This window comes from Pontibacter amylolyticus, assembly GCF_014638845.1.
Lineage (GTDB): Bacteria > Bacteroidota > Bacteroidia > Cytophagales > Hymenobacteraceae > Pontibacter > Pontibacter amylolyticus.
The window spans coordinates 156,396-177,276 of record NZ_BMFP01000001.1; the positions used below are offsets into that span (position 1 = coordinate 156,396).

Consider the following 20,881-nt stretch of genomic DNA (forward strand, 5'->3'; position numbering starts at 1 on the left):
GGGGGTAGGGTCCCTCTTTCTTTTTATCAAGAAAAAAAGTAGGGCCCGCCCGGCCAGGGCAAGATACAAAGCAAAACAGGTTACTATACCTGCAAGTGGTCTGCTACAGAGCGCCTATACCTATACCTATACCTATACCTATACCTATACCTATACCTATACCTATACCTATACCTGGGCCAGAGGCCCCACCATAGCGGACACAATCGTGGACACTCACATCATACTACCGCATAACTTGCTACTAAAACGATTCCCGAAGCTCAAATGCCTGTCGCATTCTTTTGATCAAACGCTCGGATTCCTGAAAATTCACCGTTTGCTGTCCATCCGAAAAAGCTTCCTCCGGCTTCTGGTGCGTTTCGTAGATCACGCCATCGGCTCCAGCCATGACGGCGGCCAGCGACATCGGTTCTACATGATCCCGCAGGCCGATGCCGTGCGAGGGATCAACAATGACCGGCAAGTGGGTTTTAGCTTTGAGTACCGGCACAGCGTTCAGGTCGAGCACGTTGCGGTAGGCGTTTTCGTAGGAGCGTATACCGCGTTCGCAGAGCATGATCTTTTCGTTTCCGTTCGAGAAAATGTATTCAGCAGCTTGCAGCAGCTCTTCCAGTGTTCCGGAGATACCGCGCTTCAGAAGTACGGGCTTTTGCGCCTCACCCAGTGCATCCAATAAATTGAAATTCTGGCTGTTACGGGCTCCCACCTGGAACACGTCTACATAATCCATCATGTCCTCGATCTGCGATACCTGCATGACCTCGGTGATGATCTTGATGCCGTTCTGTCTGCAATGCTGATGGAACATGCGCAAACCCTCTAGCCCCATTCCTCTGAAAGCATATGGTGAACTGCGCGGTTTGAATACACCACCCCGCATGATCTTCACGTTGTTGGCCTTCAGGTGTTCCACCACCAGCTCAATCTGACGCTCACTCTCAATCGAGCACGGACCGGCCATGATGCTGAAGTTGCCCTCTCCGATTACCACGCCGTCACCCAGGTCGATGAGCGTCGGATTCACGCGCCATTTCCTGGAGATTAGTTTATACTCGTCGGATACGCGGTGGATGTCGGCCACGCCGGGCAGCTGGCCCAGGGTGCGGATGTCAAAATCCTTTTTGCCGATGCCGACGATGTAGTGTGCTTCCTGTGTTTTTACTTCATTGGCTTTAAAGCCTATACCTTTCACTTCCTGAAGTATCGCTTCCAGGAGCTCGGCAGGTATACCTTGTTGCAGTTGTATGATCATGCGATTTCGTTCTGTTTGATGCTTTGAATAAATGTACGGATGTTGTCCTCGAGCATTCCCTCTTTGGCTATGGCCTTCACGAAAGCACTGCCGATGATGGCGCCGCTGGCATGGTTGCACGCCTGCGCGAACGTGTCGTGGTTGTGGATGCCAAAACCGATGATACCCGGATTGCGCAGGCCCATTTCGCTTACCCGCTCAAAATAAGCCTTATTGTTGACGGATTGCGCTGTGGTCCCCCCCGTCACTGAAGCCGAAGATACCATGTAAATAAAGCCGTTGGTGTGCGAGTCGATCTCCCGAATCCGTTGCTCCGGCGTCTGCGGTGTGATCAGGAAAATGTTGCTGAGGCCGTTTTGCTCAAACATAGTTTTATACTCCCGCACATAATCCGACAATGGCAAATCAGGCAAAATCAAGCCGTCTATACCTAGTTCGCTGGCTTTCCGGAGAAAACGCTCCACACCATACTGCATCACCGGGTTCAGGTAACCCATCAGCACCAGCGGTATCTGGGTATGCCGCCGGATGTCCTGCAGCTGTTCGAAAAGCTTCGGGATGGTCATGCCGTTGCCGATGGCGACATCGGAGCTTTGCTGAATGGTCGGTCCGTCTGCCAGCGGGTCTGAGAAAGGCATGCCGATCTCGATCAGGTCTACGCCATTTTTCTCCAGTTCGAGAATGCTCGGCACGGTGTCCTCTAAGTTCGGATAGCCGGCCGTGAAGTAGATCGAAAGTATACCTGTGGGCTTATGTGCAAAGAGTTGCTGTAATCTATTTTCCATCTAAGTTGAATCTGTCTAAGTAAGTTGCCAAATCTTTATCACCCCGTCCGGAAAGGTTGATCACCACCACGTCATCCGGTTTTGCGCCCAACCTGCCGATCGCTGCCAGGGCATGGGCGGTTTCCAGGGCAGGTATAATACCCTCGAGTCGGGTCAATTCCAGCACCGCCTGCAGGGCTTCTTCATCCGTGATGCTCTCAAATATGGCGCGGCCGGATTGGTGCAGGTGCGCATGCAGCGGACCAACGCCCGGGTAGTCGAGGCCGGCAGAAATGGAGTAAGGCTCCGTTACCTGCCCGTCTTCTGTCTGCATCAGCAAGGTGCGGCTGCCGTGGATAATGCCTTCTTTGCCTAGCACGGAAGTGGCGGCAGATTCACCGGAGTCTATACCTAAGCCGGCGGCCTCCACGGCTACCAGCTTCACTTCAGGCGTATCCAGGTAGTGGTAAAAAGCACCGGCGGCATTGCTGCCACCGCCCACACATGCGACCACGTAATCCGGGTTCTCACTGCCGGTCTTCTCCAGCAGCTGCGCCTTCATCTCCTCGGAGATCACCGCCTGAAAACGGGCCACCATGTCCGGGTATGGATGTGGCCCCACCACCGAGCCGATGATGTAATAGGTGTCTTCCGGGTTGTTAATCCAGTCGCGGATGGCTTCGTTGGTCGCGTCTTTCAGCGTGCGACTACCACTGGTGGCGGGCACTACTGTGGCTCCTAACATCTTCATACGAGCCACATTAGGCGCCTGACGTTCAATGTCCACTTCACCCATGTACACGATGCATTCCAGGTTCATTAGTGCACAAACTGTAGCTGTGGCCACACCGTGCTGCCCCGCCCCTGTCTCCGCGATGATGCGGGTCTTGCCCAGTCGCCTAGCCAGTAATATCTGCCCGATGGTATTGTTGATCTTATGCGCCCCGGTGTGGTTCAGGTCCTCGCGCTTAAGGTAAATGTTCGTGTTATACTTTTCGGACAGGCGTTTGGCAAAGTATAGCGGCGTCGGGCGACCCACATAATCCTTTAGCAAAGCCTGTAGTTCCTCCTGAAAATCCGGCTCTGCCATGATCTTCAGATAATTCTGGCGCAGCTCCTCCACATTGGGGTATAGCATTTCGGGCACATAAGCCCCGCCGAATCTGCCGTAAAACCCGTTTTCGTCTACTTGGTATTTCATATATTTTTTGATGAAAGACTGCTTGACAAAAGACAAAGGACTTTTTAGAGAAAGAGTCTTTTGTCAAAATGTCCTTTGTCTAAATGTAAAATAAATTAACTATTAACCAGCGCCATAAGGCGCCTCAGCTTCTCCACATCCTTCAGCCCCGGCTCCAGCTCAAAGCCACTGTTCACGTCGATGGCAAAGGGCTTCGGACGGAGCTTTTCAAACTCCTTACTCTCCAGATTCTCCAGATTCAGGCCGCCGCTCAGGAAATAAGGTATAGGTGAGAAGTTGCCTTTGAGAATCTCCCAATCGAAGACAGTGCCGTTGCCGCCGTAGTTGTTGCCACGCGTGTCAAAGAGGAAGTACTCGCAGTAGCGCTCGTAGAGCAAGGTGTTCTGGAAGGAAAAGCGATCGTCTACCGAAAAGGCTTTAATCAGGCGTATACCTGCCTCCTGCAATTCCCGGCACTGACCTGGTGTTTCGCGCCCGTGCAACTGCACCAGATCCAGGCTATACCTCTGCACCATAGCGCGCATAACTTCGGTCGACTCATTTACGAACACCCCTACTTTCTCTATACCCTGCGGAAGCTCCGCTAAAAGTTCCGGTGTGATGGTGCCTTCGCAGTAGCGTTTGGAGCCTTCATAAAAAATAAAGCCCATGTAGTCTGGTTGCAAGGCGGCCACCTGCCGGATGTTGTCCGGTTCGCGCATGCCGCAAACTTTTATTTTCAGGTCTTCCATGCTACTCAAGTCTTTTAATGATGTAGTACGAGCCTAGGACTGTGCCTGCTCAAGCGAAACACGCTGCTGTAGCTGGCGCAGCTCGCGGATGAACTCAGCTGCTGCCCGTTCCGGTCTGCCGTCTGTCATGAAGGTCTCCCCGATCAGGAAACCGTTGTAACCAGCCTCCTGCAACTCAACCAGGGTCTTTGGAGATTTCAATCCGCTTTCCGATACTTTGGTTATACCTGCCGGGATGAACTGTGCCAATTCCAGCGAAAGGGCTACATCCGTTTGAAAAGTCTGGAGATTACGGTTGTTCACGCCTACAATGGTCACATATTCGCACAAGGTAGCTTCCAGCTCCTGCCGGGAATGCACCTCCAACAACACTTCGAGTCCGAAGGAGCGGGCGAAGGCGGCCAGTTGCTGGAGTCTTGCCGGTTCAAGCGCGGCAGCAATCAACAGAATGGCGTCGGCTCCAATGGACTTGGCCTCCACGATCTGGTACTCGTCCACCGTAAAATCTTTGCGCAGGATCGGGCAGTAATTGTACTTGCGGGCAATCATCAGGTCTTCGTTTTTGCCTCCGAAGAAATGGCTATCCGTTAGGATGGACAAAGCAGATGCACCCGCCTGCATGTAGCCAATTGAAGTCCGCTCCACGGATACATAGGGGTTGATGTCGCCTTTGGAAGGTGACTTGCGCTTGATCTCGGCAATGACGCCGCTCTTGTCGGGCCGCAACAGGTAGCGCTCCAGTGACAGGCAGGGCGTTTCAAAGTACAGGCTTTTTTCTAGCAATTTTACCGGGTATAGCGCTTTGCGTTCTTCTACCTCTTTGTATTTATGTGCGATGATCTGGTCGAGTATGTTCATGTTTTTTGGATTTTAAGATTTGGAGATTGGAAGTTTTGAAAATGACTACGCCGTCACCATCTTTTGGTCGTTTATCAGCTTGTTAAATAAGGTATAGGCCCTGCCTGATTCAATGGTTTCTTTAGCTAAAGCAACTACATCAGGTATAGCGGTCTCGGGACGGGCGCAGTGGATGGCCATGCCGGCGTTGGCAGAGACCACGTCGGTTTGGGCAGCGGTGCCCTCGCCTTTCAGCACCTTCAAAAAGATTTCGGCAGACTCCGCTATACCTTCGCCACCCTTGATCTGGGCATGTACCAAACGGCTTAAACCCAGGTCTTCTGCGTCGAGTAACTGCTCTTTGTTATCGGCAATAACCTTGAAGGGGCTCGTCAGGGAAATCTCGTCGTAGCCATCCAGGGTATGGAGGATGCTATATCGGATGTCGGGCTGCTGCTGGTAGAGGTAGCCGTACATGCGGGCCAGCTCCAGACTGAACACGCCCACCAGCTGTTTCTTCGGGAAGGCCGGATTCACCATCGGGCCAAGCATGTTGAAGAAGGTCTTCACGCCAAGGTCCTTCCGGATCGAGCCGACACTCTTCATAGCCGGGTGGAAGAGCGGCGCGTGCAGGAAGCAAATGTTATACTCGGCAATGCTGCGCTCCAGTTTATCGGTGTCGGTGGTGAACTGTATACCCAGGGCTTCCAGCACGTTGGAAGAGCCGCAAGCGGACGACACACCATAGTTGCCGTGTTTGGTCACCGCGATTCCGTTTGCTGCTACGACAAAGGAAGATAAGGTCGAGATGTTAAAGGTATCCTTCCCATCGCCGCCGGTGCCGCAAAGGTCGATCGGGTCGTAGGCATCCAGTTCTACACGGTGGCACAACTCCAGCAAGGCATTGCGGAATCCCTCCAGTTCCTCTACCGTGATGCTGCGCATCATGTAGACTGTCAGGAAGCTCGAGATCTGGCTTTGGTTATACCTGCCCGCGGCAATGTTTTTCAGCACCTCCCGGGCCTGCTCCCGGCTCAGCGTTTTATGTTCGAATAAGTGGTTCAGTATTTCTTTCATGTTCTTTTCGTATCACGACACACGTATCAAGTAGCACGACTTTCAACTTTTAACTTTCAACTTTTAACTTTCAACTTTTAACTATTCAACCAGTTCTTAATCATCTCCCGACCGTGCTCCGTCAGCACCGACTCCGGGTGGAACTGCACACCCCGCACATCATAGTCGCGGTGGCGGAGGGCCATGATGTTGCCGGTGCCGTCCACAGCTGTTGGCACCAGGCAGTCGGGTAGGTCTTGTTCTACCAGCCAGGAATGGTAGCGGCCGGTGTTGAATGTTTGCGGGAGGTTTTGAAAGAGCGGCTCCTCTTTGCAAACCACCTCAACGGGTGTCGCAATGGCGTGCCATACCTCGTTGCTGTTAAACAGCTTACCGCCGTATACCTCACCTATCGCCTGATGCCCGAGGCACACCCCGAACAGGCTCTTAGTGGGCCCAAATTCGCGGATGATTTCCTTCAGCATACCTGCTTCGTCCGGTATACCTGGTCCCGGCGACAGCATGATCTTTTCGAATTGAGACACTTCTTCCAGGCTTGTCTTGTCGTTGCGTCGCACGGTCACCTCCGCGCCCAGTTCCAGCAGCAGGTGCACCAGGTTGTAGGTGAAGGAGTCGTAATTATCGATAACCAGAACGTTCATATTAGTTGATCTCCTGTGCTAAGGTGAGGGCTTTGCGCAAAGCCAATAATTTGTTGTCCACTTCCTGCAGTTCGCTGTTCTCGTCCGATGCGGCCACGATACCGGCCCCGGCCTGGTAGAAGAGTTTGTAGTCCTTGCTGAGGAAAGAGCGGATCATGATGGCGCTGTTGAAATTGCCGTTGAAGTCCAGGAAGCCGATGCAGCCTCCGTAAAAGGAGCGGTTAGTCGTTTCGTACTGATCGATCAGCTGCATGGCCTTGTACTTGGGAGCGCCGGAAAGCGTGCCCGCCGGAAAGGTGCTGGCCACCATCTGCAGCGAGTCTTCCCGCTTGTGCAGCTGCCCCGACACCTTGGACACCAGGTGAATGACGTGCGAGTAAAATTGTATCTCCCGGAATGTCTCCACCTCTACCTGGTGGCCGTTCCGGCTCAAGTCGTTGCGGGCCAGGTCCACCAGCATTACGTGCTCGGCATTCTCTTTCGGGTCGGCCAAAAGCTTTTCGGCCAGGGCGGCATCGGCGGCATCGTCACCAGTTCTGCGAAAAGTGCCCGCTATCGGAAAAATGCTGGCCTTGCCGTCTTTGATCACCAACTGTGCCTCTGGCGAGGAACCGAAGATCTTGAAACTGCCATAGTCGAAGTAGAACAGGTATGGCGAAGGGTTGACAGAGCGAAGCGCCCGGTATACGTTAAAGTCATCTCCCTGAAAAGCCTGCTCAAAGCGGCGGGAAAGTACCAGTTGAAACACATCCCCCCTGAAACAATGCGCCTTCGCCCGTTTGATGTTCTGCAAAAAAGCCTCCCTGCCGATATTGCAAGCCTCCTCGCCTATCGATTTGAAGGTATAGCTCGGAATGTTGCGGCTGTTGAGCAAGGCCTCCAGCTGTGCGATGCCATGCTCCTCTTCCGTGCCATAGGTATGCGAGAAAATAAATGCCTCGTTGGTGAAGTGGTTAATGGCAATGATATAGCGGTACACGGCATAGTACAGGTCTGGCATCTGCTGGCGGTCGGCACGCAAATCAAGCTCAATGTCCTCGAAATAGCGCACCGCATCATAGTTCATGTAGCCAAACAAACCATTGCTGATAAAGTTGAAGCTGTTTTGCTGGGGTTCAAATCTGCCGGCAAAATCCGAAAGCCTGGCAGCTACATTTACGGCTTCGGAAATTTCTGTCGTTGCGCTGCTGCCATCCGGAAATATTTCCGTCAGGATTTCATTCTCCGCCTTGATGCTCGCCATCGGACTGCAGCAGATGTATGAGAAACTGTTCTCCGCGCCATGGTAGTCTGAGCTCTCCAGCAGAATGCTGTTCGGGTAGCGGTCGCGTAGCTTCAGGTATACGCTCACCGGCGTGAGCGTGTCGGCCAGGAGGCGTTTATGCGTTGTCGTGATTTTAAACTTTGTCATCTTACAGATTTGAATTAAAAACAAAAAGCCTGCTGTTCAGGCGAACAGCAGGCTTTTATACCTTTGGCTATAGACTATACTATCTCTTCATAATATACATAGCGGGGCTGTTCACGAGACTTTGCGTAACGTGCCACCACCATGCAGTATGAAGAAAATTCTGGATCATGTACTTTTTTGAAAACGGGGAATATTGGAACCCTGTATTGCAAAGGTAAAGGCTAAACCGGGGAATACAAATTCTCAGGAAAATATTTTTGATCAAATGCCTCCGGATTCCAACCTGGCCTTCAAAAGCCGCTATACTTCTCCTGTATGATCCTGCCATACCTGGATTTGGGACAGCAATTCCTTATTTGGGAATATTTTGCAAAAGCGCCCCCCTGCTCCCTTCCAGTTAAACTTTGTTTGCCAGCTATTTGGAGCATCTCAGCTGGCATGCGTTGATTGGGTCTGATTTTTGAGAAGAACCAATTCCACTTGCGTGTATTTACCCTGGCCAATGGTTTGTATTAGAATCCAGGCCAGTAAATCGGGGTAGAGCTGAATATATTTGAGAGCGTGCTATGAAATTGGTCAGAAACGAAATTTTACACAGGCAAAGCAATATTCTTATTGAATTTAACCACACGGAGGGCTGGCTCTATGTGAACTGGCGCGGCTACCAGAACTACGACACCGTGGTAGCTGGCTGTGAGAAAATTCTGGAGCTGCTGCTGGAATCAAACTGTACCAAGGTGCTGAACGACAATACGAACGTGGAAGGGATCTGGTCAGGGGCCTCCAAATGGGTGGGCCAGGACTGGCTCCCGCGGATGCAGGCTGCCGGGCTGGAATGTTTTGCCTGGGTATACTCTCCCAGCGCCTTTAGCCGCCTTTCCGCTGACAAGACGCTCAACTGCACAGAAGACCAAAGCTTTATTCAAACTTTTGATGATATAGAGGCAGCCAGCGACTGGTTGCGCGCCTGCTGAAATCCAACCAACCGCTTACAACCAGATAAAAGGCTGACTGTTAACTTACAGTCAGCCTTTTTATTTCCTGTGTTTTACAAAGTCCCTTTGGTGCTGGGTATAGAATTGTCTTCCGGATTGCGTTTTACCGCCACCTGAATCGCTTTGGCAAATGCCTTGAAGATCGCCTCGATCTTGTGGTGCTCGTTCTGCCCTTCGGCTTTCACATTGAGGTTACACTTGGCCGCGTCGCTGAACGACTTGAAGAAATGGAAGAACATCTCGGTCGGCATGTCCCCCACTTTCTCGCGCTTGAAGTCAGCCTCCCATACGGTCCAGGGTCTTCCGCTAAAGTCAATGGCTACCTGTGCCAGCACATCATCCATCGGCAGCAGAAATCCATAGCGACTGATTCCTTTCTTATCGCCTAGCGCTGCCAGGAAGGCTTCTCCCAGGGCCAGTCCGGTGTCTTCGATGGTATGGTGCTCGTCAATGTGCAGGTCACCTTTTACCTGTATACGCAGGTCAAGCTTGCCGTGCTTGGCAAGCTGCTCCAGCATATGGTCAAAGAAACCAAGACCGGTATGGATATCCATCTGACCGGTACCATCCAGGTTCAGATCAATGGCAATATCCGTCTCGTTCGTTTGGCGCCTGATTGTAGCGCGACGGGCCGGTAGCTTCAGGAAGGTATAGATCTCATCCCAGTCGTTGGTGCTCAGGGCTGCTTTTTCTACCGTGTTCTCGCCGATAAAAATCGCCTTGGCTCCCAGGTTTTTGGCCAGTTGCACGTCCGTCAGCCTGTCTCCTATCACGTAAGAGTTCGCCAGATCATACTCACCCGACAGGTACTTTTTCATCATGCCTATACCTGGTTTTCTGGTCTCCAGCCCTTCATGCTCAAAGCTCCGGTCGATCAGGATGTCAGCGAACTCTATACCTTCTCTTTTCAGGATGTCGAGCATCTTGTTTTGATAAGGCCAGAAGGTATGCTCCGGGTAGGAATCGGTGCCGAGCCCATCCTGGTTGGTCACCATCACCAGCTCATAATCCAGCTCGGTATAGATTCTGTATAGGTTGCGGATCACTTTAGGCAGAAACTCAAATTTTTCGAAAGAGTCCACCTGAAAATCCGTTTTCGGTTCGACCAGTATGGTGCCGTCACGGTCTATAAACAATGCTTTTTTCATTTTTTATATTGTATCACGTATCAAGACACACGTAGCACGTAGCACGACTTCGGTGAAATGGACAAAAGACTATTTGACTAAAGACAAAAGACGGAATAGCTACAGCATAGTCGTTTCCCGAAAAATCCTTTGTCCATTGTCAAATATTCCTTTGTCCAGTCCTCGCTGAAGGCATCGTGCTACTTGATACGTGTGTCGTGCTACTTAATTAAAACTTCGCGATGGCCTGAAACAGTTGCTGGTTTTCGTCTACCGTGCCAATAGATATGCGAAGGCAACCTTCGCAGCCTGGCAAACTGGCGCGATTGCGTACGACGATGCCCTGCTCCAGCAAATAGGTATAGAGACGATTAGCCTCCTTCACCTTCACCAGCAGAAAATTGGCATCTGAGGGGTAGACTTTCTCCACAGCATCCAGGGTCGGGAGTGCCTGTGTGAGCATTTCCCTTTCCTGCACGATCTCCTCCACCATATAGGCCAGTTGCTCTGTCTGTTCCAGTGCTTTCAGGGCCAGTTCCTGGGTGGCTTCATTTATATTATAAGGCGGCTTGATCTTGTCAAGCAGCGCAATGATCTCTTCCGAGGCAAAGGCCATACCTAAACGTAGACCTGCCATACCCCAGGCTTTGGAAAAAGTCTGCAGTACAACCAGGTTCGGGTACTCGGCCAAGCGGGTGGCCCAGCTCGGCGCATCGGCAAAATCAATGTAGGCCTCGTCGACAACCACCAGTCCGTAAAAATTATCCAGCAGGGTTTCGATGCTTTCTGTCTCGATCAGGTTGCCGGTCGGGTTGTTGGGCGAGCAGACAAAGATCAGCTTGGTCGTGTCTTTCACCTGCCGCAACACTTCCAGCACCGGAATCTGAAAGTCTGGCGTCAGCTGCACAGCGTCCAGTTGCACTTCGTTCAGGTTAGCCGATACCTCATACATGCCGTAAGTGGGTGGCAGGTGCAGCATGCTGTCCTGTCCCGGCCGGCACACCATCCGGAACAGCAGATCAATGGCTTCGTCAGAACCGTTGCCCAGGAAAATCTGGGAGGCCTTTACCCCTTTTATACCTGCAATCTTCTCCTTCAGCTTTTTCTGATGTGGGTCCGGGTAACGGTTGTATCCTTCTCCGGCCAGACTACCCAGGTTGTTCTCGTTAGCGTCCACAAAAACACTGGCTGCCCCCTTGAACTCGTCGCGTGCGGAGGAATAAGCTTTCATTTTCAGCACGTTCGGCCGTACAATTTTCTCCAGGTTAAACATTTTGCACCTCCTTCAATCTGATACTTACTGCTTTTTTGTGGGCTTCCAGACCTTCCGCGGCGGCCATTACCTCAATCGATTTCCCAATGTTCTGCAAGCCTGACGGGGTGATGTGCTGAAAGGTGATTTTCTTCACAAAGCTATCGAGCGACACGCCGCTGTACGCCCGGGCATAACCGTTGGTGGGCAAGGTATGGTTCGTGCCCGAGGCATAGTCGCCTGCCGACTCCGGACTGTAATTGCCCAGGAAGACCGAACCGGCGTTGGTGATCTCGTCCAGCACTTCCTCAAAATTACTGATGGAAAGGATTAAGTGCTCCGGAGCGTATAGATTTGAAAAGCGCAGCATCTCTTCTACGCTTCCAAGCAGTATACCTAAGCTGTTTTGTAAGGCTTTGGCTGCAAATGCTTTGCGGGGCAGCACTTCCAGCTGCTCTTGCAACTCCTTCTCTACTTGGTTTAACATCTCAACAGAGTTGGTCAGCAGCACCACCTGCGAGTCAGCGCCGTGCTCTGCCTGCGACAGCAGATCGGCCGCCACAAAAGCGGGGTTGGCTGAGTCATCGGCTATCACGAGAACTTCCGATGGTCCGGCTGGCAAATCAATGGCCACGCCGGTTTTGCTGAGCATCTGCTTGGCTACGGTTACATACTGGTTTCCCGGTCCGAAGATCTTGTTCACCGCAGGTATAGACGCCGTACCAAAGGCCATGGCTGCAATCGCCTGTGCACCGCCCACCTTGGCAATTCTGTCTATACCTAAGAGGGAGGCTGTGTAGCGTATGGCCGGGTGTATGGAGCCGTCCTTGGTCGGTGGGGTGCACAGGAGCACTTCCGTGCAACCGGCTAGTTTGGCGGGTACCCCCAGCATCAGCAATGTAGAGAACAAAGGAGCCGTGCCTCCCGGAATGTATAAGCCTACCCGATCGATCGGCACGCTTTTGCGCCAGCAAGTCACGCCCGGCATGGTTTCTACCTGCTTAGGCTGCTCGGCCTGCTGCGCATGGAAAAGCTGTATGTTACTGTATGCTTGCAGAATGGCTTCCTTCAGTTCAGCGGATAATTCAGATTCTGCCGCTGCAATCTCCTCCTGCGTAGCAAAGAGGCTTGTCAGTTTTACGCCGTCATACCTTTGCGTCAGTTCCAGCAAAGCGGCATCGCCCTGCTCCCGCACCAGTTGGAAGGTCTGGGCTATACCTGCTTCCAGGTCTTCATAGTTTTGGGTGGGCCGCTTGACCAGTTCCTGCCAGTCTGCTTGCGCCGGATATTCTATTTTGCGCATCATATGATCATTTTTTCAATAGGTACTACCAATATGCCCTGTGCACCAGCCTCTTTCAGCTTCTCAATGATCTCCCAGAAATCATCCTCATTTACTACCGAGTGCAGTGAGCTCCAGCCTTCCTCGGCCAGTGGTAAAATGGAAGGTGATTTTGCACCCGGCAGCAGCTGGCTGATTTCAGCAATCTTCTCGTTCGGGGCGTTCAGCAGAATATATTTCGCTTTCTGGGCACGCTGCACGGCGTGGATGCGGAACAACAGCTTATTCAGGATCTCCTGCTTTTCAGCATTCAGGCCGCCGTTCGCGATCAGGACCGCCTGCGACTTGAACACACGCTCTACCTCCCGCAGACCATTGCTGATCAGTGTACTGCCCGAACTCACGATATCGCAGATGGCTTCTGCCAGCCCGATGCTGGGGGCGATTTCTACAGAACCGCTGATGGTATGGATGTTGGCCTGCACGCCTTTTTCATCCAGGTAGGCCTGCAGCAGTTTAGGATAGGATGTGGCGATGTTTTTCCCCTGCAGGTCGCTGATGTCTTCGTAGGGGTCGCCCTTCGGCACCGCCAGCGACAGGCGGCATTTCGAAAAACCAAGCTGTTCGACCGCAAGGTGCTGCATCCCTTCCTCGACCAGCACATTCTCCCCCACTATACCTATGTCGGCCACGCCATCGGCCACGTAGCCCGGTATATCGTCATCGCGCAGGTATAGGATTTCGAGCGGAAAGTTGGTTGATTCGGTTTTGAGTTTGAGCGAGCTGGTGATAAAAGAGATACCGCACTCACGGATCAGTTTCAGCGAGTCTTCACTCAGTCTGCCGGATTTCTGGATTGCTAAACGTAGCATATATGTTGAATGGATTAAATAGGTACAAATAAGTATAACCTTGCTGCTGGCAAAGTATAATAAGGGTGCAATGACCCTACGGGGGGCTATATGATTGTTTTATTCCTCTTACGAGGAATGATGGAAATGATGGTGATGCGCAGCAGAACCACAGGCAACAGGCGCTGCCGTAGAAGTGAAAGAAATGATATGTAGCGTGGTATTGCTCATCTGCTGCGGCAAAGGTACAGTTGATTTTGGTTTATACAAACATGCGCCGGTATTGTTTTTCGGTGGGGCAAAATTTGGCCCTTAACTAAAAAGGCACCCGTCAGTTACGACAAGTGCCTTTTTAGTTAAGGGCCATAAGACCCTGCAAGCGTCAGCTTACTTTTTGAGAATCATCTTAATGGTCTGTGCTTTAGAGCCAGTGATCAGACGGGCAAAGTACACGCCTTCAGCCAGATGACGGGCATCCAGTTCGTACTCGTATACCTGTCCGGCATCAGCCTTGCCAGTCGCCACTTTCCTGATCAGCGAGCCTCTCACATCGTATACTTCCAGCGCAAAGTGCTGCTCTGTATCAAAAGCGAAACGTATCGTCGTGCGGTCAGAGAACGCGTTTGGATAGTTGTCGAAGCGGGCAGAAGACAAGCCTTCCAGTTGGTCAGCGGTTTCGAGTTTTTTGCCGTTGCTGGCGGTGAGCTCTTTTGCTTCGTGGATCACGATAGAGCCGCCACCTGTACCGTTGTTGCCTAAGATAGTGGCTTCGCCGGAGTTTTCGTCACTGTTAATCTGGTTGTCATATACTGTCTGACCTCTTCCATCAACAATCTTAATTCTGAATTTGTCTGGCCCTGTTGCACCTTTCCAATCACCATCTATGGCAACGATGGTGAACTTGTAACCTGATGCACCGTTCACAGTTCCCGTGCCACGGTAGGTAGCTTTGCCAGCTGCTATCACAAGCGAACCAGACTCGTGCATGGTGCTCTTGAAGTTGATACTGCCCGCACTGAACTGGAACTCCGTATTACCATCTACCTGGCTGCTGCCTTTCTTGTATTTGGAAACGAAACCGAAGTTCGCTTTACCAACTGCTTCAGGATTTGCAGGCATCGCGCCAACCGGAGAGTCAATCCAGCCGCCACCGGTCACAAAGCTTCCACTCGCATCAAATACAGGTATGTAAGCATTAGAGGTTGCACAGCCAGTACCAGCCACAGCTTCAACTTTATAGACACCTAGTGCAAGCACTGAACTTGAAATAGTTTCAGTTGCTACACCTGATCCGTTTGTTGAGATAGTTTTAGTAAACACAACATTATTGGCTTCGTCAGTCACTGTGAAAGTAACCGGAACAGCACCAACACCCACAGTACCAGCTGTAACCGTTGCAGACAGACTCGCTGAGGAGCCCACGGCAACAGGTTTGCTGCTGGCGCTTGCATCAATGGAAACACCTAAGACATCCAGATTAGCAGGTATGTAAGAGATGGTATAGTTACTGTTTGCGAGGCTGCCTCGCTTGATGCTGTGTGATCCCACATTCTCACCTGAATCCCTGGTGAGTGAACCGGAGAATGTGATTAAATCACCATTTGGCAGCATAGAGCCTTCAATAGGACTAGAAGTGAAGGTTAATGAAGGATCCACTTGACCACAGTATTTCTGCTTTGCGTCCGCAGTAACAGTGACTCCCAGTGGACTGATGTTGAGGTTGGCGCCTACGTAGGTCAGGGCGTAGTTGCTGCTCAAAGCAAGAGTCCCTTTTCCGATGGCATAAATACCCACATTCTCGCCTGCTAGTCTGTTCAGCGAACCACTGAAGTCATCTCCGTTTACAAGGGAACCAGCAGAGATCTGGTAAGTCAACGCTGGGTCAACATCACCATAAGTCTTGTTCTTCACGTCTGCCGTAACGGAGATGGCTCGTTCGGTTATCGTCAGCTTACCGTCAGTTTTTGTAACGATGTAGTTGCTGAGTGAAGTGCCTGCAAGTGTTGGCTCAATTTTATATTCACCGACACTGCTTCCGGCTGTGGCCGGCGTGCTGTACACTGCTGTAATGGCATCGTTGTTTTTGATGCCAGTGATTACACCCTCAAAGGTAGGATTGGCATCACCGTATACCTTAGACGCATCCTTTGCTGTTACAGTGAGTGCAGCCGCTGTGATGGTCAGTACGCCGTCTTTTTTCTCTACCTCATAGTTGCTGAGCGCAGCACCGGAAAGTGACGGCGTAATCGGATAAGCCTGAACCGGACTGGCTACAGTGGCTACAGTGTTGTAAGTTGCCTCGATGGCATCATTGCCTACAACTCCTTCGAGTTTACCAGTTAAGACCGGATTCTCGTCACCGTATACCTTGCTTTTGTTGTCGGCAGTCACAACCAGCATAGCCTTTGTGATCTCAAACTGAGCAGTGTTATACGTAACATCATAGTTGCCAACTGCCTCTGCAGGCGACAGGGTTGCACTAATGAGGTAACGGGCTACCAGCTCACCGGGTGTTCGGGTATAACTGGCCGTAATGCCATCTGCCGCCAGGAATCCGTCTGTACTGCCTGACAATGCAGGATCAGAAGTACCATATACCTTCGTACCAGCTATTGGTGATACAGAAGCGGCTTTTGGCGTGATGTCAGCTGAAGCTGTGCTAACGTTGCTCAGGCTATAATTGCCTTCATCCTCTCCATTCAGCATGGCTCCTTCTAAGGTCACGGTTTTGCCGTTAGCCACATTCTTATCGCTAAACGTAGCAGTGCCGCCAACAAGCTGCACAACATCCTGATCAATAACCCCTCGCAGGGAACGCTCCGTTACGGCAGCATCGGTTGTCCCGTCGTATACCTTATTTGCCGCTGCAAATGCTCCGGAAATTTCTTTAGGAGTGATGGAAGCTGTAGTAGTAGCCGTTGAATTGCTCAGACTGTAATTTTCATTGTCGATCGAAACAGCAGCACTCACTGTTTTGGCATTGCCCACGCTTCTGGTATCGAAGGCAGCATCCTTCAAGGCTACCAAGACCACATCGCCGGCCACCAGGTCAGCTGCTGGAACACTACCTGTAGCGGAGGCTGAGGTTGTGCCATCGTATACCTTATCGCTTGCAGTGATAGACGCTACCAGCGCTTTCGGAGTGACTTGGAAAGTTACCGTTTCTACCACATCCAGGGTGTAGTTGTCGCTAAGCGCCAGGCTGCCTCTTGTAATGGCATATCTTCCTACATTTTCACCGCTGTTTCTAGACAAAGCCCCAGTGAAAGCATCATTGCCTACTAAAGCAGCGCTTGTGGTATAGCTGAATACAGGATCAGTGCTGCCGTATACTTTGTTCTGACCTGCAGCAGGCGTTACTGTGATTCCCTTTGGAGTAATCGTGAAAAATGTTCCTTCAGTGAGGCTCAGGCTGTAGTTGTCCCCGAGGCTTAGCGTTCCGAGCATAACAGGATAAGTGGAGGCATTTTCACCAGTGACTCTCTGCAGTGCACCAGTAAATTTGTCCCCTGTTATAACCGAGCCGGATGCTACTGTGTAAGTCAGTTCTGGGTCCGAATCGCCGTATACCTTGTTCAGTGCATCAGCGGTTACTGTCACTTGGCGTCTTGTAATTGCGAAGTCAGCTGCTACGTAGGTGAGTGCATAGTTAGATGTAGCTGCCAAAGTCCCTTTGTTGATCGCATAAGTACCTACATTATCACCTGCAACTCTATCTAAAGCGCCCGTCAGGTGATTAGCTTCAACTAAGCTGCCGGATGTAAGCTGATAGGTATAGGCTGCAGGATCAGCTTCGCCATATACCTTAGCCTGACCAGAGTTGGCGGTAACAGTGATAGGTCTTGCGGATATAGTGAAAGTACCGTTGTTCTTAACAACAGTGTAGTTATCCAGGGTAGCGCCTGTCACGGCTGGAACGATAGGATAATCTCCTACATCAGAACCGACGTTGGCCACAGAGGAGGCAGTTACGTTAAAACCCTCCCCTTGCACCGCACCGTTTACTACAGAAGCTACGAAGTCAGGATTTTGGTCACCGTATACTTTGCTGGTATTATCAGCACTTATCGTTAAAGTAGCCTGATTGATAGAAAAAGTACCATTGATCGCTTCGGCAGCATAATTCGGATGCTCCAGAGAAGCGGTATAGGTATAGCTGCCTGCATTGATAATTTCAGAAGCTGGGACTGCAATTCCAGCACGGAAATACTGGATGGTTACACCACTATTCAATCCATCAGGGGAAGTAGTCACCGCGATGCCTTGTGATAAGCCATTATACACTTTCCCGATTACGTTTGAGGCCAGTAAAGTAGCTTCGGCTTTTCCTATAACCAATGTGCCGCTTGCAGTAGCTGCTTCGTAGTTATCATTCCCGGCAAAAGAGGCCAGCACCTCGTATTCACCTGCATTAACAGGAAGCTCAACGCTCACATCTCCCTTTTTAAAAGTAACAGTTGCAGCACCCAAGTTAGCATTACCCACGCCTGATACAGTTGCACTGCTTACCGATTTGGCAGCACCGTCATAGGTATAAGGACCACCCACTGTCAGCAGAACAGTCGGAGTTGCTTTGGCCACATCGATCAGGACGGTAGCTATAGCAGCCTTGTAGTTATTTGTCTCAGCTGCGGTTACAGAGAGTGTTTGATTATCACCCGCATCGAGCAAAGAACCCGCCGCCGGAGTATAGGTCAAAGCAGCGTTCTCTAATGCTAAGGCATTGAGTTGTGTTCCTGAAAGAGCTGTGCCATACGTGATAGAAGCAGGGTTATTCCAGGTGATTGATTGTTCGGCTTTGTTTACAGATAGGTTGGCAGTGCTGCTACTTTCACTGTAAGTTGCATCACCTTCAAACATTGCGGTAACAGCATTAGTGTGTTCTCCTGCGTTGATACCACTTAGGCTAACATTATTTAAAACGGCAACTCCATTAGCATCCGTTGTAGCAGTACCAACTGACTCGCCATTCAAATTAAATTTAATGTTTTTTCCACTAAGGTTAGTGGTTTCTGATTTGAGGGTAGCAGAAAGTGAAGTAGTTCCACCGTATGTACCTATAGCAGTACCTACTGAAAGAGCTGTGGGTTTTATAGTATTGATTTCAACTTCAACTGTACCCGCAACACTAGTACAACCATTCACAGTCGCAGTTACCGAGTAAGTTCCTCTTGCAGCTGAAGTGACATTTGATATAGTTGGATTCTGTACTGCTGAAGTAAAACCATTGGGACCAGTCCAGCTATAAGTAGCTCCAGTTATTGTTGAGGCAAATAAGTTCAATGTTCCACCAACTGTAACTGGGCCATTACTAGAAACCTTTGGCGCAGATGGAGAGACTTTAATTTCAATATTAGAAGTATTTACAGCGTTATTTGTAATTGGGTTAACCGATCTAACTCTTATTCTGTAACTTGAGCCAGCTGGTAGGTTAGGAACAGTACCATTAATTGTCAAACTCCCATTTCCCCCTTGAGAGTCAGTTATTCGTCCAATTTCTCCAAAACTAGTATTACCGGATGCATTAGAAACTTCTGCTATAAAAGTCACATTTGCAGGAAATTGACTTCCACCCGCAGCAGTTTTTGAAAAAGAAATACCTAATTGCTGACCTGTACAAAATGTGGTCCCACCCAATACTGTGACAGATCCAATACCCGCATCAGTAAATACAGTAGTTGCAACTTTACCTGTCTGCTTACCTTTAACTTCTACTGTGAAAGTTACCCCTAAGTGTCTCTCTTCAATTGGATATTCAATTTTCCAGTAGCCATTCTTGTCCACTTTAGTATCATGATAGCCATGGTGATGGTCATGAGAAGGATCTTCGTTGAAATGAACATCGACTAAGGAATCTTGCACCCAACCAAAGCCTTCAATTATTGCTGTTTGACCTGGCGAGTAATCCTCCTTATCCGACATCACCGTAGGATTGTAGTCATTGAGGGCATTAACGCCTGCAAAAGAAAGCGAGGCCATTAACGTGACTACGTACAGCAGTCGCCACTTCGCAATGTGTTTTAGTAAAAATTTACCATTCATAAAGTAGTAATAAAGGGTTTAGGGTTAAAAGCATTTCAATTCATCTCACCTTGATGATTTAAGGTGCAACTGGTAGTAGCATGTTGGTGACAGTTATGGCTTAGACATAAAAAAAGAACATAGCTCTCCTGATTGATGCATAGCAACACTATAGAAGACATGTTCTCTTGAAACCACACCTAAGCTTATAAAATTTAAAATAATTAATAGCTTTATACAAAAATACAGTTAAAAGGTTATACTCTTCAAATAATTTTTTAGTTTATTTATATATTATATTAAAGTTTATATACCTTTCACCTATTGTTAGCATGCTTGCTATCCAATTATTAGACCCTTAGCATGGTTTATGCGATGTTATAGCGAATTAACCTTTGAAAATCAGTGCTATTTTTAGCTAACTTTGTATCAAAAATTTGATATATATTTTTTCTAGCTTTGGCATAGTTTTTTCGGTATCAGCACATACTACCGAAGGCACCACACACGTATATAGATCATGAAGAAGTATTTGCTCAGTTTACTGGCCCTTGTTTTTTGCTTCGCACTTAGTCAGCAAGCGGCCGCCCAGATCAAACTGCCGCAGGCCAGCCCTGCCGCTATGGTGAAACAAACCATCGGACTGACTGAGATAACGGTGCGCTACCATGCACCTGGTGTTAAGGGGCGTCAGATCTTTGGATCGCTGGTGCCTTACGGAAAGCTCTGGCGGGCTGGTGCCAACGAGGCTACTTTGATTACCTTCGAAGATGATCTTTTCCTGAACCACGAACGTGTTCCGGCTGGTACTTACTCCTTCTTTATTCTGCCTGAAAACGAGACGGAATGGAACATTGTGTTGAATAAAGACACGACACTCTGGGGTTTGGAAGGCTACAGTGAGCTAAATGACGTGGCCTACCTGCGGGTGACTCCAACAAAGATTCCTTTCCAGGAAACATTGCAGTTCGCCTTCAGTGATATCAGCACCAACACCGGCACGCTAAACCTGACCTGGGAGAACTCAAAAGTGACGATCCGCATTGAAACAGAAATTGAGAAGAAGGCGCTGGCCAACATCAACAAAGCACTAAAAGAAGCTGCTCCCGACGACTGGTATACCTGGGCACAGGCTGCCGATTACCTGACCTCCCGCAAAGACCAGCACGAAAAGGCCTTGGAATATATCAACAAGTCGATCGCCATTAAAGAGACTTTTTTCAACAACTGGGTAAAAGCAAGATTGTATGCGCTGAACAGAGAATACCAGGTAGCCGCTAACCTGAGCGCAAAGGCCATGCAGTTGGGTCCAAAAGAGCCGGAAAGCTACCAGACGTATGCGCGGGAAATCGAATCGGCGTATAACGAGTGGAAAAAGCGCAGGTAACAGCGCTGTAAACGAGAATCAAAGCGGGGCTTCGGTGACTATCGAAGCC

The 20,881-nt window shown here is 50.1% G+C and carries 15 protein-coding genes; 2 read left to right on the plus strand and 13 right to left on the minus strand.

All coding sequences use genetic code 11. The features are described 5' to 3' along the window. Nucleotides 1–244: 244 nt before the first annotated feature. From IEV97_RS00680 to IEV97_RS00715, 8 genes are all read right to left on the minus strand, one after another. Complete coding sequence (locus IEV97_RS00680) at nucleotides 245–1,255, minus strand: bifunctional 3-deoxy-7-phosphoheptulonate synthase/chorismate mutase (RefSeq protein WP_188499593.1); 1,011 nt, start codon at nucleotides 1,253–1,255, stop codon at nucleotides 245–247. After that, nucleotides 1,252–2,040 (minus strand): tryptophan synthase subunit alpha, encoded by a 789-nt coding sequence (gene trpA, locus IEV97_RS00685; protein WP_188499594.1) that lies wholly within the window; start codon nucleotides 2,038–2,040, stop codon nucleotides 1,252–1,254. The genes IEV97_RS00680 and trpA overlap by 4 nt, the downstream gene beginning before the upstream one ends. Continuing rightward, nucleotides 2,030–3,220: a tryptophan synthase subunit beta gene (gene trpB, locus IEV97_RS00690; RefSeq protein WP_188499595.1), complete on the minus strand. Its 1,191-nt coding sequence runs from the start codon at nucleotides 3,218–3,220 to the stop codon at nucleotides 2,030–2,032. Before trpB ends, trpA begins: the two co-directional genes overlap by 11 nt. Nucleotides 3,221–3,315: 95 nt before the next feature. Next, nucleotides 3,316–3,951 carry a phosphoribosylanthranilate isomerase gene (locus IEV97_RS00695; protein WP_229733727.1) on the minus strand — a complete coding sequence of 212 codons (636 nt, stop codon included), beginning with the start codon at nucleotides 3,949–3,951 and terminating at the stop codon, nucleotides 3,316–3,318. A gap of 33 nt (nucleotides 3,952–3,984) precedes the next feature. Then, nucleotides 3,985–4,809, minus strand: a complete 825-nt coding sequence (gene trpC, locus IEV97_RS00700; RefSeq protein ID WP_188499596.1) for an indole-3-glycerol phosphate synthase TrpC — start codon at nucleotides 4,807–4,809, stop codon at nucleotides 3,985–3,987. Nucleotides 4,810–4,854: 45 nt separating this feature from the next. Further along, entirely contained in the window at nucleotides 4,855–5,865 is a 1,011-nt protein-coding gene (gene trpD / locus IEV97_RS00705; RefSeq protein ID WP_188499597.1) for an anthranilate phosphoribosyltransferase, read from the minus strand. A 77-nt stretch (nucleotides 5,866–5,942) separates the two neighbouring features. Beyond that, complete coding sequence (locus tag IEV97_RS00710) at nucleotides 5,943–6,506, minus strand: anthranilate synthase component II (protein WP_188499598.1); 564 nt, start codon at nucleotides 6,504–6,506, stop codon at nucleotides 5,943–5,945. A 1-nt stretch (nucleotide 6,507) separates the two neighbouring features. Beyond that, nucleotides 6,508–7,917 carry an anthranilate synthase component I family protein gene (locus tag IEV97_RS00715; protein WP_188499599.1) on the minus strand — a complete coding sequence of 470 codons (1,410 nt, stop codon included), beginning with the start codon at nucleotides 7,915–7,917 and terminating at the stop codon, nucleotides 6,508–6,510. 566 nt (nucleotides 7,918–8,483) lie between these two features. Here IEV97_RS00715 and IEV97_RS00720 point away from each other — a divergent pair. Beyond that, nucleotides 8,484–8,891 carry a hypothetical protein gene (locus tag IEV97_RS00720; RefSeq protein WP_188499600.1) on the plus strand — a complete coding sequence of 136 codons (408 nt, stop codon included), beginning with the start codon at nucleotides 8,484–8,486 and terminating at the stop codon, nucleotides 8,889–8,891. Nucleotides 8,892–8,965: 74 nt separating this feature from the next. Here the strand turns inward: IEV97_RS00720 and hisB are convergent, their stop codons facing one another. The 5 genes from hisB to IEV97_RS00745 form a co-directional block, all read right to left on the minus strand. Continuing rightward, complete coding sequence (hisB, locus tag IEV97_RS00725; RefSeq protein ID WP_188499601.1) at nucleotides 8,966–10,060, minus strand: bifunctional histidinol-phosphatase/imidazoleglycerol-phosphate dehydratase HisB; 1,095 nt, start codon at nucleotides 10,058–10,060, stop codon at nucleotides 8,966–8,968. A gap of 208 nt (nucleotides 10,061–10,268) precedes the next feature. After that, entirely contained in the window at nucleotides 10,269–11,312 is a 1,044-nt protein-coding gene (gene hisC, locus IEV97_RS00730; protein ID WP_188499602.1) for a histidinol-phosphate transaminase, read from the minus strand. Beyond that, on the minus strand, nucleotides 11,305–12,594 hold the full coding sequence (gene hisD, locus IEV97_RS00735; RefSeq protein WP_188500358.1) for a histidinol dehydrogenase: 1,290 nt from the start codon (nucleotides 12,592–12,594) through the stop codon (nucleotides 11,305–11,307). Before hisD ends, hisC begins: the two co-directional genes overlap by 8 nt. Beyond that, on the minus strand, nucleotides 12,594–13,445 hold the full coding sequence (gene hisG, locus IEV97_RS00740) for an ATP phosphoribosyltransferase (protein WP_188499603.1): 852 nt from the start codon (nucleotides 13,443–13,445) through the stop codon (nucleotides 12,594–12,596). The genes hisD and hisG overlap by 1 nt, the downstream gene beginning before the upstream one ends. 366 nt (nucleotides 13,446–13,811) lie before the next feature. Then, on the minus strand, nucleotides 13,812–19,466 hold the full coding sequence (locus tag IEV97_RS00745) for an MBG domain-containing protein (RefSeq protein WP_188499604.1): 5,655 nt from the start codon (nucleotides 19,464–19,466) through the stop codon (nucleotides 13,812–13,814). A gap of 499 nt (nucleotides 19,467–19,965) precedes the next feature. On the opposite strand from IEV97_RS00745, the gene IEV97_RS00750 reads away from it, so the two are divergent. After that, complete coding sequence (locus IEV97_RS00750) at nucleotides 19,966–20,832, plus strand: DUF2911 domain-containing protein (RefSeq protein ID WP_188499605.1); 867 nt, start codon at nucleotides 19,966–19,968, stop codon at nucleotides 20,830–20,832. The last annotated feature ends 49 nt before the right edge of the window (nucleotides 20,833–20,881 follow it).